This window comes from Kangsaoukella pontilimi (genome assembly GCF_009830125.1).
Classification (GTDB): Bacteria; Pseudomonadota; Alphaproteobacteria; order Rhodobacterales; family Rhodobacteraceae; genus Kangsaoukella; species Kangsaoukella pontilimi.
The window spans coordinates 938,333-954,100 of sequence record NZ_WUPT01000002.1 but is presented as its reverse complement, the minus strand read 5'-3'; the positions used below and the strand labels follow the sequence as shown (position 1 = coordinate 954,100).

16 protein-coding genes and 1 pseudogene are annotated in these 15,768 nt (G+C 60.5%); 14 read left to right on the top strand and 3 right to left on the bottom strand.

Annotation, left to right across the window (positions count from 1 at the left end):
• The first annotated feature begins 150 nt into the window (after window positions 1-150).
• The 10 genes from GQ651_RS14240 (at window position 151) to GQ651_RS14200 (ending at window position 7,644) form a co-directional block, all read left to right on the top strand.
• Window positions 151-1,602, top strand: coding sequence for a YfcC family protein (locus GQ651_RS14240; RefSeq protein WP_160764871.1), 1,452 nt, complete (start codon window positions 151-153; stop codon window positions 1,600-1,602).
• Window positions 1,599-2,822: an arginine deiminase gene (locus GQ651_RS14235; RefSeq protein WP_160764870.1), complete on the top strand. Its 1,224-nt coding sequence runs from the start codon at window positions 1,599-1,601 to the stop codon at window positions 2,820-2,822. The genes GQ651_RS14240 and GQ651_RS14235 overlap by 4 nt, the downstream gene beginning before the upstream one ends.
• 10 nt (window positions 2,823-2,832) lie before the next feature.
• Window positions 2,833-3,834 carry an ornithine carbamoyltransferase gene (argF, locus tag GQ651_RS14230; protein ID WP_160764869.1) on the top strand — a complete coding sequence of 334 codons (1,002 nt, stop codon included), beginning with the start codon at window positions 2,833-2,835 and terminating at the stop codon, window positions 3,832-3,834.
• Window position 3,835: 1 nt separating this feature from the next.
• A complete protein-coding gene (locus GQ651_RS14225; RefSeq protein ID WP_160764868.1) occupies window positions 3,836-4,747 on the top strand; it encodes a carbamate kinase in 912 nt (303 codons plus the stop codon).
• A gap of 74 nt (window positions 4,748-4,821) precedes the next feature.
• Window positions 4,822-5,526, top strand: coding sequence for a GNAT family N-acetyltransferase (locus tag GQ651_RS14220; RefSeq protein ID WP_160764867.1), 705 nt, complete (start codon window positions 4,822-4,824; stop codon window positions 5,524-5,526).
• Between the two features lie 127 nt (window positions 5,527-5,653).
• Window positions 5,654-5,851: a hypothetical protein gene (locus tag GQ651_RS14215; RefSeq protein ID WP_160764866.1), complete on the top strand. Its 198-nt coding sequence runs from the start codon at window positions 5,654-5,656 to the stop codon at window positions 5,849-5,851.
• Between the two features lie 393 nt (window positions 5,852-6,244).
• Complete coding sequence (locus GQ651_RS14210; protein WP_160764865.1) at window positions 6,245-6,880, top strand: OmpA family protein; 636 nt, start codon at window positions 6,245-6,247, stop codon at window positions 6,878-6,880.
• Window positions 6,881-6,972: 92 nt separating this feature from the next.
• The gene (locus GQ651_RS14205; RefSeq protein WP_160764864.1) at window positions 6,973-7,146 is read left to right on the top strand and encodes a CsbD family protein; all 174 of its coding nucleotides are present in this window, start codon (window positions 6,973-6,975) and stop codon (window positions 7,144-7,146) included.
• A 117-nt stretch (window positions 7,147-7,263) separates the two neighbouring features.
• Entirely contained in the window at window positions 7,264-7,404 is a 141-nt protein-coding gene (locus GQ651_RS18785; protein ID WP_227258190.1) for a hypothetical protein, read from the top strand.
• 75 nt (window positions 7,405-7,479) lie between these two features.
• On the top strand, window positions 7,480-7,644 hold the full coding sequence (locus GQ651_RS14200; protein WP_160764863.1) for a DUF3309 family protein: 165 nt from the start codon (window positions 7,480-7,482) through the stop codon (window positions 7,642-7,644).
• 23 nt (window positions 7,645-7,667) lie between these two features.
• Here the strand turns inward: GQ651_RS14200 and GQ651_RS14195 are convergent, their stop codons facing one another.
• Window positions 7,668-8,396 carry a Crp/Fnr family transcriptional regulator gene (locus GQ651_RS14195; protein ID WP_160764862.1) on the bottom strand — a complete coding sequence of 243 codons (729 nt, stop codon included), beginning with the start codon at window positions 8,394-8,396 and terminating at the stop codon, window positions 7,668-7,670.
• 152 nt (window positions 8,397-8,548) lie between these two features.
• Here GQ651_RS14195 and GQ651_RS18780 point away from each other — a divergent pair, with 152 nt between their 5' ends.
• A complete protein-coding gene (locus tag GQ651_RS18780; RefSeq protein ID WP_227258189.1) occupies window positions 8,549-8,785 on the top strand; it encodes a hypothetical protein in 237 nt (78 codons plus the stop codon).
• 429 nt (window positions 8,786-9,214) lie between these two features.
• The gene (locus GQ651_RS14190; protein ID WP_160764861.1) at window positions 9,215-10,459 is read left to right on the top strand and encodes a cation:proton antiporter; all 1,245 of its coding nucleotides are present in this window, start codon (window positions 9,215-9,217) and stop codon (window positions 10,457-10,459) included.
• A 16-nt stretch (window positions 10,460-10,475) separates the two neighbouring features.
• Here the strand turns inward: GQ651_RS14190 and GQ651_RS14185 are convergent, their stop codons facing one another.
• The gene (locus tag GQ651_RS14185) at window positions 10,476-11,783 is read right to left on the bottom strand and encodes a DUF2254 domain-containing protein (protein ID WP_227258188.1); all 1,308 of its coding nucleotides are present in this window, start codon (window positions 11,781-11,783) and stop codon (window positions 10,476-10,478) included.
• 502 nt (window positions 11,784-12,285) lie between these two features.
• Window positions 12,286-12,648, bottom strand: a complete 363-nt coding sequence (locus GQ651_RS14180) for an SHOCT domain-containing protein (protein WP_227258187.1) — start codon at window positions 12,646-12,648, stop codon at window positions 12,286-12,288.
• 229 nt (window positions 12,649-12,877) lie between these two features.
• Here GQ651_RS14180 and GQ651_RS14175 point away from each other — a divergent pair, with 229 nt between their 5' ends.
• Both GQ651_RS14175 and GQ651_RS14170 read left to right on the top strand, forming a co-directional pair.
• The gene (locus GQ651_RS14175) at window positions 12,878-13,264 is read left to right on the top strand and encodes a DUF302 domain-containing protein (RefSeq protein WP_160764859.1); all 387 of its coding nucleotides are present in this window, start codon (window positions 12,878-12,880) and stop codon (window positions 13,262-13,264) included.
• Window positions 13,265-13,491: 227 nt separating this feature from the next.
• Window positions 13,492-15,750: pseudogene (locus GQ651_RS14170) on the top strand (heavy metal translocating P-type ATPase).
• The last annotated feature ends 18 nt before the right edge of the window (window positions 15,751-15,768 follow it).

Genomic DNA, 15,768 nt, shown 5'->3' with positions numbered 1-15,768 from the left:
AGGCCATGCATCGGCGCGGTTCGCGTTCCGATCCATGGCCTCTGTGATGCGCGCAGCCTAACCTCGGTCAGTCCGCGATCTGCGATCCTGGATCAAGATGAGGGTGGCCGCCGGTTCTTTTCAAAAACCGGACAGGGAAAGGACCTCATTATGCCACCCACCAAAACGACATCTGCCGAACGCAGCCCCCGTTTCCACTTCCCCTCAGCCTATACCATTCTTTTCGCGCTGATCGTGATCATCGCAGGGCTGACGTGGGTGATCCCAGCCGGTCAGTATGAGCGCGCTGCGTCCGAGGCGCTTGGCAAGGATGTTCCGGTGGCGGGAACCTACGCGCCCACCGACGCCAATCCGCAAGGCTTTTTCGACGTCATACTCGCTCCCATCGCAGGCTTCTACGATCCGGGAAGCTATTCTGCCAATGCCATCGACGTGGCGCTGTTCGTTCTGATGATCGGCGGGTTCATCGGAGTGGTCACGGCAACTGGGGCCATCGATGCGGGCATCAAGCGCGCAATGGTGCGGCTCGAAGGGCGGGAAAAGTGGATGATCCCGATCCTCATGGCACTCTTTGCGGCGGGCGGCTCGACCTATGGAATGGCCGAGGAAACTCTGGCCTTCTACGTCATCCTGACGCCAGTGATGATCGCGGCGGGCTATGACGCGCTGACCGCCGTGGCGGTGATCCTGTTGGGTGCCGGGGTGGGCGTACTCGGCTCGACCGTGAACGCCTTTTCGACCGTGATCGCGTCGGACGCCGCCGGAGTGCCCTTCACCGACGGGCTGACGCTGAGGCTGGTCCTGCTTGCGCTCACCTTCGCTGCGGCCGTCACTTACGTCATGCGCTATGCCGCACGTGTCAAGGCCGACCCGTCCCGGTCGCTGGTCTTTGACAGAAAGGCCGAGAACGAGGCGCATTTCCGAAGCACGGCCGAGGCCGGACTCAGCGACTTTACCGGACTGCACAAGATCGTCCTGCTACTTTTCGGCGCGACCTTCGCGGTGATGATCTGGGGAGTCTCGCTGGGCGGCTGGTGGATGGCCGAAATGAGTGGGCTCTTCCTGTTCGCCGGTATCGCCATAGGGATCATTGGACGGTTAGGAGAGAAAGGGATTGTCGACGCCTTCGTTGGCGGTGCGCGCGACCTTTTGGGCGTGGCGCTGATCATCGGGTTGGCGCGTGGCATCGTCGTGATCATGGACGCGGGCCACATAACGGACACGATCCTTCACTGGGCCGAAGGCACCGTAGCGGGCCTCAATGAGGTCGTGTTCATCAACGTGATGTACTGGATTCAGGTCGTCCTGTCCTTCTTCGTGCCCTCCACCTCCGGCCTTGCCGTCCTGTCCATGCCGATCCTTGCCCCCGTCGGCGACTTTGCAGGGGTATCTCGCAGCCTCGTGGTGACAGCGTTCCAGTCGGCAGAAGGCGTGGTCAATCTGGTCACACCCACCTCCGCGGTGGTCATGGGCGGGCTCGCCATCGGGCGGGTGCCCTATGAGCGCTGGCTGCGCTTCGTCTGGCCGGTGCTTCTGGGTCTCACGATCATCGTCATGGCTGCCCTCAGCATTGGCGTTCTTTTGCAAGGAACACCGACATGAGCATCACCTACGGTGTCCATTCCGAGGCGGGCAAGTTGCGCCGTGTCCTCGTTCACAAGCCCGGCGCCGCGATGGCCCGGCTGACGCCCGCCAACTGCACCGAACTGCTGTTCGATGATGTGATCTGGGTGAAGCAGGCGCGGATCGAGCACATGACCTTCGTCGATGCGATGCGCAATCGCGGGGTCGAGGTCGTGTTCCTGCGCCAATTGCTCATGGAAACGCTGAAAGACATGGACGCCCGCAAATGGCTGCTCGATGCGCGGATCAGCGACAACACCGTCGGCGTTGGTCTGGCCGATGACCTCATGGCCCACCTGATGGAGGTCGACGCCGATCTACTGTCGACCATCCTGATCGGCGGCATGAGCAGGGCCGAACTGCCGATCCCGGAAAAGGGTGTGCTGGCCCCCATGCTGGAGCCCGCGGATTTTATCCTGGCGCCGCTGCCCAACCACATCTTCACCCGCGATACGACATGCTGGATCTATGGCGGCGTTACACTCAACCCGATGCACTGGCCCGCGCGGCGGCTGGAGACGCTGAACCTCGCCGCCATCTATCGCTTTCATCCCAACTTCAAGGACGCGGGCTTTCCAGTCTGGTGGGGCGACCCGATGGCCGATCATGGACCGGCAACGGTCGAAGGCGGGGATGTCATGCCCATCGGAAACGGCACCGTTCTGATCGGCATGGGGGAGCGCACGACACCACAGGCCGTCGGCCAGATTGCCCGTGGATTGTTTGCCGGTGGCGGTGCGACACGTGTCATTGCCTGTCAGTTTCCCCGTGCGCGCGGGTCCATGCACCTCGATACGGTCTTTACCTTCTGCGACCGCGATCTGGTCACGGTCTTTGCCGAGGTGACCGATGCCATCCGTTGCTACAGCCTGCGCCCCGGCAAGGGCGAGGACGTCGTCGTGGAGGCCGAAACGAAACCGTTTCTGGCGGTCGTGGCCGACGCCCTTGGCCTCAAGAAACTGCGCACCGTGCCCACGGGCGGCAATGCTTACGAATCCGCCCGCGAACAATGGGACGACGCCAACAACTTGGTCTGCCTCGAGCCTGGCGTCGTCGTCGGGTACGAACGCAACGTCTATTCAAACACTCTTCTGCGCAAGGCGGGTGTCGAGGTCATAACCATCCCCGGATCAGAGCTTGGGCGCGGGCGCGGTGGGTCACATTGCATGACCTGTCCGCTGATCCGCGACCCCATTTGAGGAGCATCCAATGCCACAGAACCTGCACGGACGCAGTTTTATCAAGCTGCTCGATTTCACTCCGGAGGAGATCCGGCACCTGTTGCAACTCGCAGCCAGCCTCAAGATGGCGAAAGCAGGCGGATATGAACAGCAAATGCTTCAAGGCAAGAACATCGCCCTCATTTTCGAGAAGGACAGCACACGCACCCGCAGCGGGTTCGAGGTGGCGGCCTACGATCAAGGCGCGCATGTCACTTATCTGGGACCATCCGGCAGCCATATCGGCCACAAGGAAACCATGAAGGACACCGCGCGAGTTCTGGGCCGGTTCTACGATGGCATCGAATATCGCGGCTTTGGCCAAAAGGATGCCGAGGTGCTGGCGGAGTTCTCCGGCGTGCCGGTGTTCAACGGGCTGACGGACGATTTTCACCCGACACAGATCCTCGCCGACCTGATGACCATGCGCGAGTTCACGCACAAGCACCTGTCTGATATCGCCTTTTGCTTCATGGGGGATGCAGGGAACAACATGGGCTCAAGCCTGATGGTTGGCGCCGCCCTGATCGGCATGGATATCCGCCTTTGTGGTCCCCAAAGCTGCTGGCCCCACGATGACCTTGTCGCGCAATGTCGCACCATCGCCGAGACCACGGGTGCGCGGATCACGCTGACCGAGAAGCATGCCGAAGGATTGGAGGGGGCCGATTTCGTTTATACCGATGTCTGGGTCTCCATGGGCGAACCTGATGACGTCTGGGAAGAACGGATCGCTCTGCTACAGCCTTACCGCGTGACAACTGAGGTCATGGAAAAGACGAAAAATCCCTACGCCAAATTCCTCCATTGCCTGCCCGCATTCCACAACAGGGATACCGAAGTCGGCGAAGCAACGTTTCAAAAATTCGGTATCGATTCCATGGAAGTGACCGAAGAGGTGTTTGAAAGCGCAGCGTCAGTCGTTTTCGATCAGGCAGAAAACCGGATGCACACGATTAAGGCGGTCCTCGTCGCCACAATGGGGGCCTGACATGCGCATCGTTGTGGCCCTTGGCGGAAACGCATTGTTACGCAGAGGAGAGCCGCTGACCGCAGCCGTACAGCGTACGAACGTGAAGATCGCGGCACTTGCACTTGCAGATCTCGCGCGTGACCACGAAATCATCGTGGCCCATGGCAACGGACCACAGGTTGGTTTGCTGGCCCTCCAAGGTGCGTCCTATGATCCTCAAAAACCATGGCCGCTGGATGTACTGGGCGCTGAGACAGACGGCATGATTGGCTACCTGATCGAACAGGAATTGATGAACGCGCTCCCAAAGGGTTCGCACTGCGCAACTCTTCTCAGCCGTGTGGAGGTGGACCCGAAAGACCCTGCCTTTGGCACTCCCAGCAAGCCCATCGGTCCTGTCTATTCCGATACAGAGGCTGCGCAGGCAGCCCGCGACCACGGCTGGCAGATGGTCCAGGAAGCAAACGGCGGCATGCGCCGCATTGTGCCGTCGCCAATGCCCCTTCGCATCATAGGTTTAGACGCCATAAAGGTTCTTTTGGACGCTAAGCATATAGTCATCTGCGCTGGCGGCGGAGGCATTCCGGTTATCCGAAATGCGAGCGGTGACATGGAGGGCGTCGAGGCGGTGATCGACAAAGACCGAACGTCAGCCCTTCTTGGCCTTGGCCTCGGCGCAGACGCGCTTTTGCTTCTGACTGACGTGCCAGCTGTCTACCGGGATTTTGGTGCTCCAGATCAGAGCGCGATCAGCACGACAACGCCGGCAGAACTTGGGAACCTTGACCTCCCGCCCGGTTCGATGGGTCCAAAGGTCGCTGCTGCGGTGGCCTTCGCAACAGCCAGCGGCAAACTCGCCGGTATTGGACAACTGACAGATGCCCGCGCCATCATAGAGGGGCGTGCCGGGACCCGGGTGCTGGCAGAGTAGCCCAAAGCTGGGCGACGCGCAGCAGATCAACCGTCAGCCCAACAACCATTCGCATCTGACATTCGAGGCTAGGCATGAAACCCACTCCCTTCAAAACAACCCTCAAGAACGGCGCATCCGTTCTCGTAAGAGAAGTGACACCGGCAGATCGCCATCTGTTGGAGATTGGTTTCGCGCATTTGTCCGGTCGAGCGAGGTACTTCCGGTTTCTGGGGGCGCACAAGAACCTCACAGAGAAAGAACTGGACAGGTTCACAGCCACAAATGACCCGGACCACGTCGCGGTCGGAGCTTTGCTCGGAGATGGACCAATACAAAAACCGATTGGTATCGCTCGATATATACGGCTGACCGATCAAAAGCATGTCGCTGAGATTGCGGTCACCATTGCGGATAGCCATCAACATCAAGGGCTTGGCAGTCTTCTGCTTGGAGTGCTGGCGGAATTCGCGAAGCGGGGCGGAATTACCGAATTCAATGCCCTGGTCCACAGCGAGAACACAGCAATGCTCGGGCTTCTGGATCAATTCGGCGGCACCCAGACATCACTTGGTGGTGAAGATATCGAGGTAACTTTTCCTGTATCCGCCATTTCTGTGCTTATTTCCAAGTTATCGGCTGCAAAGCGCGGAACAATGGGTGGAGCGGCGCGGAAAATCGTCAAGCTGACCTCGGCCAAACTCCAGCGTTTTGTGAATGTCCATCCGGAACTATCGGAAATTGCGGCTCCAGACCAACCTACATCAGTATGGGAGAACGAGGGTGGTGCCATAGTCTGAATGTCCGCCGGTTCTCGGTGGACATGTACCAGTCCGAGTGAGCCAGAGACACGTGGGGCAAGCTGTCCCAACTTTCCCATGCCCTGCGTGTTTCTCGTTTTCGGACCGTCCACGGAAGGACAATCCAATGACACCCGACACAAACAAATCAGCCAACGTTGCTGAAAAGATGAAAACCGTGAAGGCCGCGTGGGACAAGGCGCCCTCCGGGCCGAAAAAGGATGCTGCACTGAAGCATTATCGGGCGGCCGAGAAGGCCCATTTGGCCAAGAACGACGCCGACACGCACAAGGAACTGGACGCCGCGACCCACGCTCTCGCGTGACATAACGGCATGTCTGCCCGGCAATGCATGCCGGGCAGGTGTACTCGGAAAACCAGTTCAGGAACTCCCGCTCAAGCCCTCACAATCATTTCATGAAGACCTGATTAAAATAGTTTCAGGTGGCCGGTCATGTTAGCCGTGCCGCCCATCATTCTATTTGAACGCCCTCATGGCCGACTAAGGTCGCCGACCATCAATTTCACCGCCGCCAGACATTGGGATTACAGGGCAATCTCGTGGAGTGGGTTTGACGACGCAACAGCATTCTTTTCCTTAGGCTGATCGGGGTTAGTGCGGTTCTTGGAACGACAGGCGAAAAGGACTCAATCGCCGAGTTCGGAACATGGCACCACGTCATCTTCTGGAAAGGCTCGCTCCAAAAGGACAAGTTCCATGACCAAGATTACTGGAATTCTCTCTGCCGCAACCGTCATCACCCTGGCGGGCTGCACCTACAACAATGGTACGCCGAACCAACCTGCAACGGGTGCGGTTATCGGCGGTGTGACAGGGGCGGCTATAGGCAACGCAATCGGCGATGACACGCGATCCACCATCATCGGCGGCGCGATCGGCGCTGCGGTGGGCGGCGCCATCGGGGCCGATATGGCCCGACAGGAACGCGAGTTGAACCAGCAGCTGGCGGGCAGCGGCGCGGTCATCACCAATACCGGCAGCCAGCTGCGTGTCATCCTGCCCGAAGGCGTGACCTTCCCGACCGGGTCCGCCACTGTCGCCTCCAGTTTTCGGCCTGCCCTGCGCGAAGTCGCCCGTTCACTGAATGCGCACCCGAACTCGACGGTCCGTGTCGTGGGTCACACCGACACCGTTGGCTCTGCCGCCTACAACATGCAACTGAGCCGGGATCGCGCTCTGGCCGTCGCCCGCATCCTGATCAGGGACGGTGTGCCCGCGTCGCGGATTACCTATTCCGGTCGCGGCTACAACGAACCGATCACGACGAACGCCACGGCCGCCGGCCGGGCGCAGAACCGTCGCGTCGAAATCGTGATCACGCCCACGCGCTGACCGGCATCAATGCGAAAGCAGGGCATCGCCGGCAGCATAACTCCTGGCCGCACCGGATTTGGCGACCACCTACCCTCAGAAAGGAATACGCAATGGACAAGGATCGGTTGATCGGCTCCGCCAAGGTGGTCAAGGGCAAGGTCAAGGCTGCCGTCGGCAAAGCGGTCGGCGACGCCAAGCTCGAAGCGGAGGGCCAGGCCGACAAGGTCGAGGGCAAGGTCCAAAACGCTGTCGGCGGCATCAAGGATACGATCCGTGACGCCTAGAGCCCCAGTGCTTCGGGCGTCCACTCATTCGCAGGCAATGGTCCCGGCAGCGCGGCCTCCTAGCGATCAGTGTTCCGGCTTGGACAAGAGTTCCACCTGCCAGCGAGGACAGTTCCGATGAGCCGAAATCTTCTTCTTGTCTTGATCGGAGTCCTCGCCGTCTGCCTCATCGGCGCAGGCTATCTCTACTATCAGGAACGCCAAAGCGGCATCGACATCGAGATCAACGAGCATGGCATGACCATAGAGGGGAACTGAAACAACCTCTTGCCGACAATACCACCATCGGAGCGTCTCGCATGACGAGCGCGCCCCAACGTAGGAGAAAGCGCCATGACACTCGGTACGATCCTGATCGTTATTCTTGTCATTTTTCTGCTCGGCGGGTTCAGCGGGCGCTTCGGCGGCTATGGCTATGGCTTCGGTCATGCCGGGACCGGTGTGCTTGGTACCGTATTGATCATCGTTGTCATCCTGATGCTGCTGGGTCGCATCTGACGGCACGCCAATGCGCCGCGACGTCAGCGGAGAATGGGCCCTTTATGATCCATGTAGGACGGATCGAACTGGGCAAACTTGACCAGTTGGTCATAGTCGTCGAACGCGACGAACCCGTCCCGAAACGTGATCATGCCTGCTTCACGAAGCTGCCGCAGGACCCGATTGACGTGGACGGCGCTCAGCCCAAGCGCATCGGCCAGGTGGTATTGCGTCAGCGGACAGGCATAGCCGTCCTTGTTCCCCAGTCCCACCAAGGCAAGCCTTGCGCCAAGCTCCAGCAGGAAATGCGCCATGCGTTCGGCCGCATCGCGACGCCCCACATCCACCAGATGCTCGACCACCATCGCCTCGTCCCGGGACGCCGCCCACAGGACTGCCGTGGCCAACCGGGGCGTTTGCGCAAATGCGTCCAGAAGGTCGGCAACGTGGATTTCGGTCACCTCGATATCCGACACCGGCTCGATGCTGTGATCCGAGACATGCAACAGGACGCTGCGCAGCCCCAGGAAGTCGCCGGGAATCTGGAAATCCACGATCTGCCGCTGACCATCCTCAAGAAGCTTGTAGGAACAGGCCCAGCCGGAGGCGAGGATATAAGCGGCCTGATACGATTGCCCCTGATGAACAAGATCCCGCCCGGCCACAAAGGTGCGGCGGCGCTTGTGCAAGGACGCGAGCACCGACAATTCAGGGTCCGACAGGGCGACGAATGCGCCGAGCTTTCGGACAAGCGGAGTGTTTTCGATCATTTGTTCCCGTCCAGCGCCTGACACAGTCTTAGCCAAAACAACCGCAGCGACGACTGATGTGGATCAGCGCAGCATAGCAGATTTCTTGCCAGTCTGCCCTGCAAGCAGCGGGCGCCTTTCGGCGTCGCTCATGCCGGAAAGGTCAAGACCCCATGACGGACGATCATAAGTATTCAGGCATGGCAGCCCTCTCAGTTTGCGAGGCCCTGCTCCTCGCACTGAATGACGCCGGGATTTTGCCCGAGAAAGAGATCATGGGCGTTCTGACGGATGCCGCTGCCACCCATGAGAACGCCGTTGGATCCGCGGCCGATGTCGAAAGGCACCAGGCTGCGGCAGCCTTGCTCCGACGGATCATTGCTGGGGGGAATTCGGTTCGCAGGGGGTGACTCTACAGATGGCGCGCCTGGTTCAGGCCAAGATGGCGCACGCACCAAGTTCGGAGAACAGGGCCCATTATCTACAAAAGGAGGAAAACCATGAAACATCACGAAAAACCTAAGTCCCGGTCCCCGGAGGTCTCGGACGAAACCGGCGAACACAAGCGCGGGAAGGCCGCAGAAGACGAACCGCACACACCAGACGAAGGCGCTCAAAAGATCGACCGACCCGGTTTTGATTTGAGTGGCTCATCTGACGACACACATGCCGGAACGGGTTTGGGTCTAGGTGCCGATGCATCCGACACAGCCGGTGACAGACGGCTTCCGGGGCGCCGGCCTGACAACAAGCTGACAATCCCCCGCTGGGGTGGGCCCGAGCGAGATGGCAGGACCGAACCTGACAGGAAACCGTCGGGCAGCAAAACGTAGGTCCCAATGAACGCCTTGCAGATCGGCACGCTTCTGATTGTGTTCGCCGGCGTGTTCGGAGCGGTAAATCACATCGTCTTCCGCCTGCCATCTGCTATCGGCATCCTGATCGTCGCCCTTGCCGCATCCTTCTGCGTCCTAGGCCTGGATGCGCTGCGCCCCGATCTCGGTGTCGCCACGGAAATGCGGCAGTTCGTGACCGAAGCCGAGTTCTCACGGACCCTGCTCGAAGGAATGCTCGGCCTTCTGCTGTTCGCTGGGGCCCTCCACGTCCGCCTCGAGGATCTGCGGGAACAGGCCTGGACAATAGCGATCATGGCAACGCTCGGGGTGGCGCTTTCGGTCACCGTCGTCGGATTCGGCTTCCATTGGGTCACCGGCATGCCGTTGCTGGCGGCACTTGTCTTTGGCGCACTGATCTCACCAACCGATCCGGTGGCCGTGCTCGGTGTCATGGCCGAAGCCAACCTGCCGAAGTCACTTGAAGCCAAGATCGTCGGCGAATCCCTGTTCAACGACGGCGTCGGCTATGTCGTCTTCCTGGTGCTGGTCGGTCTGGCTTTCCAGCCGGTCGGCGGGCATGCCGCTGCCGATACCGTCGGCATCATCATGTTCTTCCTGAAGGAGGTTGGCGGCGGCGCGCTGCTCGGGGGCGTCCTCGGATTCCTGACATACAGGGTCATGCGCCGGATCGACGACTATCCGCTGGAGATCCTGCTCTCGCTGGGGCTGGCCCTGGGAGGGTATCAGCTCGCTGTCGCACTGGGCCTCTCAGGTCCGATCATGGCCGTGGTTGCCGGGCTCTTCATGGGGGATATCGGCATCAAACATGCGATGTCAGAACAGACCCAAGCGTATCTGAGCGGATTCTGGACCGTTATCGACGAGATTCTCAATGCGGTTCTGTTCCTTCTTATCGGCGTCGAAGTCTTCGTCGTCACCCTGAACTTCGACACGATTTCCGCTGGAGTCGCAGCGATTGGCCTGTCTCTGGTCGGACGCCTCTTCGCCGTTGCGGTTCCGGTTGTTCTGATCCGGCCGTTCCGAGAGTATTCGCGCGGGGTTGTGCCCATCATGACGTGGGGCGGGCTCAAGGGGGGAATCTCTGTTGCCCTCGCGCTCAGCCTGCCGGACAGCGACTGGAAGCCGCTGATCCTGACTGCGACCTTTATCGTCGTCGTGTTCTCGATAATCGTTCAAGGGCTCACGATCGCGCCTCTGGCCCGATTTCTGAGCCAAGAACCAGAGTAACGTCAGGCGTAGCCACTCACGAACGGGCCGGTTGCGTCGCCCTGGTCACGTCTTCGAAATCGCAAGCAGCGCTTCCCACCCTGATCGTATCATGGAGTTGCATTATCTTCTCACGATCAGATGCGGGCGCGCTGCGGCTGCATCTCTCCATGACATCAAGCAGTCGTCCGACAAGATCGGCGTCTCTGATCCCGTACCGGGCAATGGCCGCAAACGCCGAACAGACCAATTCCGCGAATGTCACCGGATCGAAAACGACCCGCAGCTTCATGTCCTGATCCAGGACCCGGCCAGAGGGGAAGTGCCGATCCGCCAAGATCCCAAGCACCTCACCCAGGCGATCCAAGCAATAAAGTGCGGTTGTCGGGTCGTTGACGCCCGGCGACAAGGCACGTTGCGCGATTTCCACAGTCCGCCTGAGCGAGAACTCGATATCGTGGTCGGGCGTACGCTCGGGGCCAAACGAGAACGCATCGGACAGCTCGTCGGCAACCGCATCCGAGACCCGGCCATAGGGGAAGGCAACGGCCAGCGAACCCGCCCCGGGTACAAAATTGCCGATCCGACCCTCGATCCGGACAACAAGATCGTTGTCGCTGGCGACCTGCACAAGCCGGTCCAGATCAATCGACTGAATGTAGCCGCCGCCAGACGCGACCACGGAGCGGCTGTCTGAGTCAAAGTCGGGGGGCAAAGCCTCTTCGAGCGATTTCTCCCGAAATGATGCGGAGGGCGTCCGGCCGTTCTCCGGGAAGACCCGCGCAACGGTTTTGCGGGCCTCCACCGCGAGTTTCTCCAGAATGGTCTCGATGCGGATCGAAGTCGCGATGTGGTGGATGAAGTAGATGAGCGTCGCGAGGCTTGCGACGGCCAGGATCATACCGAAGCTCACGGCGATCACCGGCACGAAGTAGGAGTCGCCGCTTCCCCGAACGGAGGCAAGGACCAACAGGCAATATACGAAGGTGGACAGGAATGTGCCCAGCACGATCTGATTGCCTCGGTCGCGCATGAAATTGCGCAGCATTCGGGGGCCGAACTGTGAAGATGCCAATTGCAGGGTCAGCATCGTCATCGAGAATGTGACGCCAGCGACGGTGATCATTGATCCCGCAATAGCCGACAGGATCGCCCGCGCGCTTTCTGGCCCGAAGGCATAAGTCCATTCGTCGATCCATCCGAGCCATGCGGCCTCAAGAGCGTCCAGCATGACAAACAAGATAGCCGTTGCCATGGCCGAGAGTGCCATGACCGACGGCAGAAACCAGAAACTGCTGTGCAGTCGGTCCCATGTCCTTGATATGAGTTTGAAGTGGCCGCGCATCGTTCTCCGCACCCCGGTAGGGATACTGTCATGAGCTCATTTCATCTTTTCTCGCGAACGACATGATCGCGTCGATCAGACGATCCTTGTGGCTTCACACGCGCTCCGACTACTCGCCTTTTTCGTCGGATTTAGTGACGCGGGTCTTGCCGGCGGGGCGTTCGTTTGCCCGCCTAAGCTCATCCTGTGTGCCGATGTCACGCGGCAAACGTCCACCGGAACGCCCGGCTTGAGAGATGGTGCCTTTGGCACCAAGCCCGTGGTCGGCAGTGTCAGGTTTTGGGGTTTTCCCTTTAGTCATCGCTTTGCCTCCAATTGTTCCGCTACAAATATATCCGCACTCAGCGAAGGCCGAAAAAGCCGAGTATGAACAAGACAATGACCACGAGGCCGACGATGTATACGATCCGGTTCATTGTATTCCTATCTGTTCTGAGAACGGCCATTGCCCACCTACATCGCTGAGCTTGGCACATCGGAATTCCTGCCAGATTGACATCAGTCAGTGCGCCAGCAATTTCTTGCGCTCTTCAAATTCCTGAGTGTCGATTTCACCCTTTGCGTAGCGCTCCTTGAGCAACATCAGCGCCCGATCAGGTGCAGGCCCGCCACTACCGGCCACGCCGAACAGCCGCAGGAGGTAGATTGCACCAACGACGATCCCGACTAGGATTAGGATCATGAAGATCGGACCAAGTACCATTCCGAACCCTCCCCATTGATCACCGCCCCACATCATATCGTGCCCGTGATAGAAGGGTGCATCACGGTTGGGCATTTCATCGGCTTGCGCTAAGGCCATGTTGGCCGTCAGGGCCGCTCCGATGGCCAAGGTCGTCGAGCGTGCCGCAATCCAGATTCTCATCGGACATCTCCTTGAATGTGGCGGCAAAAGCCGCTCTGCGATCATCAAATCGGAAATGTCCCGAACGCACACTAATCTGCATCACTCTGTGCGCTGCTTTCAGGGGATATCATAACGAAGAGATAAAGACCTTCGAAGCGTGGGCCTTGAGCCCGATGCGGCAGCCCGGACACGCGCCTCGGAAAGGCCGGACCACGCGGTCGATGGTTTCGACTGAAAGGATGCTGCCATGAACTACACGATCAACCGCACCTTCGAGGGGGTATCCTTCGAGGATATTGACGCCCGAACACGCACAGCGCTGGCCGAAAATGGCTTTGGCGTTCTGACCGAGATCGACGTCAAGGCGACGATGAAGAAGAAGCTGGATGTCGAGATGCCGCCCTACAGAATCCTCGGCGCCTGCAGCCCGAAGATGGCCTATCAAGCCATTGGGTTCGAACCACGCGTCGGCGCCATGTTGCCCTGCAACGTGATCCTGCGCGAGGTTGAGGGCGGGGTCGAGGTCAGCGCGGTCGACCCGGTGGCCTCGATGCAGGCGATCGAAAACGCTGAGTTGACGGCCGTTGCAGGCCAGGTGCGCGACCTGCTGGCCAAGGCCGTGGCGGCGATCTGAGCTGCTGAAGACCGGCGTCACATGGCCCTGCCCTCCAAACAAGGGGCGGTCGCGGGCAATTCGTGAAACCGCATCAGGCTGCTGGTGCGGGCTCAAGCAAACTCAAGGAGCTTTGCATGTCCCCCACCCATCCGCAAACAGACCATCGGGACCCAACCGACGACGATCTTTCGGAGCTGGAGGGCGACCCGGACACCGGGTCTGCTGACGTCGACCCAGTCTGCGGGATGACCGTTACGCTGAAGCCTGACACTCGGTCCGAGACGTTTGACGGCAAAACATATCATTTCTGCTCAGAAAAAATGTCAGGCGACCTTCAAGGCCGATCCGCCATCGTACGCCACTTGCCCGCCTGACCAGCCCGTTAACACCGCCCCGGCCGAGGTCCAGTACACCTGCCCGATGCACCCCGAGATCCTTCGGGACGCACCCGGTGCCTGCCCGCTCTGCGGTATGGCGCTGGAACCGATGGAGCCGACGGACGGGCCAAACCACGAGCTGGTGGACTTCACCCGCCGCATGTGGATCTCGGTGGCGGCGGCTGCCCCGCTGATCGTGCTGACGATGGGGCCGATGGTGGGTTTGCCCGTGCGCGACTGGCTTGGGGCTAAGACCGCGGGCTATCTTGAGTTGGCGCTGGCGACGCCAGTCGTCCTTTGGGCCGCACTGCCGTTTTTCCAACGTGGATGGGCGTCAATCGTCAACCGGTCGTCGAACATGTGGACGTTGATCTCGCTGGGCGTGGCGGCGGCCTATATTTATTCGCTTTTTGCGGTATTCTTGCCCGGCCTATTCCCCGAAAAATCCCGAACAGGCGATGGCGTTGGCACCTATTTCGAGGCATCGGTGGTGATCGTGGCGCTGGTCTTTTTCGGCCAGGTGCTGGAACTGCGGGCGCGCGAACGCACGGGCGATGCGATCCGAGCGCTTCTTGACCTCGCGCCAAAGACCGCGCGGCGCATCGAGGCAGATGGCTCCGAAAGCGACGTTCCGTTGGACTCCATCGTGGAGGGCGATCGCTCGCGTGTGCGACCCGGCGATGCGGTCCCGGTCGATGGCGTGGTGATCGAGGGGCGATCCTCTTTAGATGAAAGCATGCTGACGGGCGAGTCGATGCCGTTGGAAAAAGGTCCGGGCGATGCGGTGACCGGGGCCACGATCAACAAGAACGGCAGCCTCGTGATCGAAGCGAGCAAGGTCGGTGCAAATACAGTGCTGGCGCAGATCGTGGCGATGGTGTCGAACGCGAAGCGGTCGCGCGCCCCGATCCAGGGGTGGCAGACCGGGTCTCGGCAGTCTTTGTGCTGACCGTGGTCGGTGTGGCGATCCTCGCCTTTGCGCTCTGGATGATCTTCGGCCCGGAACCCGTGCTGGTCTTTGCAATGGCAGCCGCCGTGTCGGTGCTGATCGTCGCATGCCCCTGCGCGCTTGGGCTGGCGACCCCGATCTCGATCACCACGGCGGCGGGGCGCGGAGCGCAGGCGGGCGTGCTCATAAAGGATGCTGAGGCGCTGGAACGCATGGCGGGCGTCGACACACTGATCGTCGACAAGACCGGCACGCTGACCATGGGCAAGCCGAAACTGACCGATATGGTGGCGCTTGCCGATATCACAGAGGCCGAGCTACTGTCGCTGGCCGCGGCGCTGGAACGCGGCTCGGAACACCCGCTGGCCGAAGCGATCGTGGAGGGGGCCGAGGCGGCGGGCGCCGCCCGGCAAGAGGCCGCCGAGTTTGCGGCTGTCACCGGCAAAGGCGTGCGCGGACAGATCGGCGGGCGCGCAGTTGTCCTCGGCAATGCGGCGATGATGAAGGACCTGGGGCTCGACACGGGCGTGGCCGAAGATAGGGCCGACACCCTTCGCACCGAGGGCAAGACGGCGATGTTCATCGCGGTCGACGGGGCGCTGGCGGGCATCGTCGCAGTGGCCGATCCAATCAAAGAAAGCACCGCGCAGGCGATCAAGGAACTTCATGCTCTGGGCCTGCGGGTTATCATGGCAACAGGTGACAATGATCGCACCGCGCAAGCGGTGGCGGGCAAACTCGGGATCGATGAGGTGCGCGCCGGCGTGCTGCCCGAAGCCAAGAAGTACCTAATCGACCAGTTGCGTCGAGAGGGGCACAAGATCGCGATGGCGGGCGATGGGGTGAACGACGCCCCCGCCCTGGCTGCAGCAGATGTGGGCATCGCCATGGGCACCGGCGCAGACGTGGCGATGGAAAGCGCGGGGATCACCCTACTCGGCGGCGACCTCATGGGCATCGTGCGGGCGCGCAAGCTGGCCCGCGCCACCCTGCGCAACATCAAGCAAAACCTGTTCTTCGCCTTCGCCTATAATGCGCTTGGCGTGCCGATCGCAGCAGGATTGCTCTATCCCCTCAGCGGCCTGCTCCTGTCTCCCATGATTGCCGCGGCGGCTATGAGCCTCTCCTCGGTCTCAGTCATCACCAACGCACTGCGGCTGCGACGGGTCGAACTCTAGCGGCAATGGGAACAGACC

What these genes read in the sequence shown, in the direction of transcription:
- GQ651_RS14210 (WP_160764865.1), top strand. Translation starts at nt 6,245, where the DNA reads ATGACCAAGATTACTGGAATTCTCTCTGCCGCAACCGTCATCACCCTG.
- argF (WP_160764869.1), top strand. Translation starts at nt 2,833, where the DNA reads ATGCCACAGAACCTGCACGGACGCAGTTTTATCAAGCTGCTCGATTTC.
- GQ651_RS14220 (WP_160764867.1), top strand. Translation starts at nt 4,822, where the DNA reads ATGAAACCCACTCCCTTCAAAACAACCCTCAAGAACGGCGCATCCGTT.
- GQ651_RS14190 (WP_160764861.1), top strand. Translation starts at nt 9,215, where the DNA reads ATGAACGCCTTGCAGATCGGCACGCTTCTGATTGTGTTCGCCGGCGTG.
- GQ651_RS14185 (WP_227258188.1), bottom strand. Translation starts at nt 11,783, where the DNA reads ATGCGCGGCCACTTCAAACTCATATCAAGGACATGGGACCGACTGCAC.
- GQ651_RS14180 (WP_227258187.1), bottom strand. Translation starts at nt 12,648, where the DNA reads ATGAGAATCTGGATTGCGGCACGCTCGACGACCTTGGCCATCGGAGCG.
- GQ651_RS14175 (WP_160764859.1), top strand. Translation starts at nt 12,878, where the DNA reads ATGAACTACACGATCAACCGCACCTTCGAGGGGGTATCCTTCGAGGAT.
- GQ651_RS14235 (WP_160764870.1), top strand. Translation starts at nt 1,599, where the DNA reads ATGAGCATCACCTACGGTGTCCATTCCGAGGCGGGCAAGTTGCGCCGT.
- GQ651_RS14240 (WP_160764871.1), top strand. Translation starts at nt 151, where the DNA reads ATGCCACCCACCAAAACGACATCTGCCGAACGCAGCCCCCGTTTCCAC.
- GQ651_RS14205 (WP_160764864.1), top strand. Translation starts at nt 6,973, where the DNA reads ATGGACAAGGATCGGTTGATCGGCTCCGCCAAGGTGGTCAAGGGCAAG.
- GQ651_RS14215 (WP_160764866.1), top strand. Translation starts at nt 5,654, where the DNA reads ATGACACCCGACACAAACAAATCAGCCAACGTTGCTGAAAAGATGAAA.
- GQ651_RS14225 (WP_160764868.1), top strand. Translation starts at nt 3,836, where the DNA reads ATGCGCATCGTTGTGGCCCTTGGCGGAAACGCATTGTTACGCAGAGGA.
- GQ651_RS18780 (WP_227258189.1), top strand. Translation starts at nt 8,549, where the DNA reads ATGACGGACGATCATAAGTATTCAGGCATGGCAGCCCTCTCAGTTTGC.
- GQ651_RS14195 (WP_160764862.1), bottom strand. Translation starts at nt 8,396, where the DNA reads ATGATCGAAAACACTCCGCTTGTCCGAAAGCTCGGCGCATTCGTCGCC.
- GQ651_RS14200 (WP_160764863.1), top strand. Translation starts at nt 7,480, where the DNA reads ATGACACTCGGTACGATCCTGATCGTTATTCTTGTCATTTTTCTGCTC.
- GQ651_RS18785 (WP_227258190.1), top strand. Translation starts at nt 7,264, where the DNA reads ATGAGCCGAAATCTTCTTCTTGTCTTGATCGGAGTCCTCGCCGTCTGC.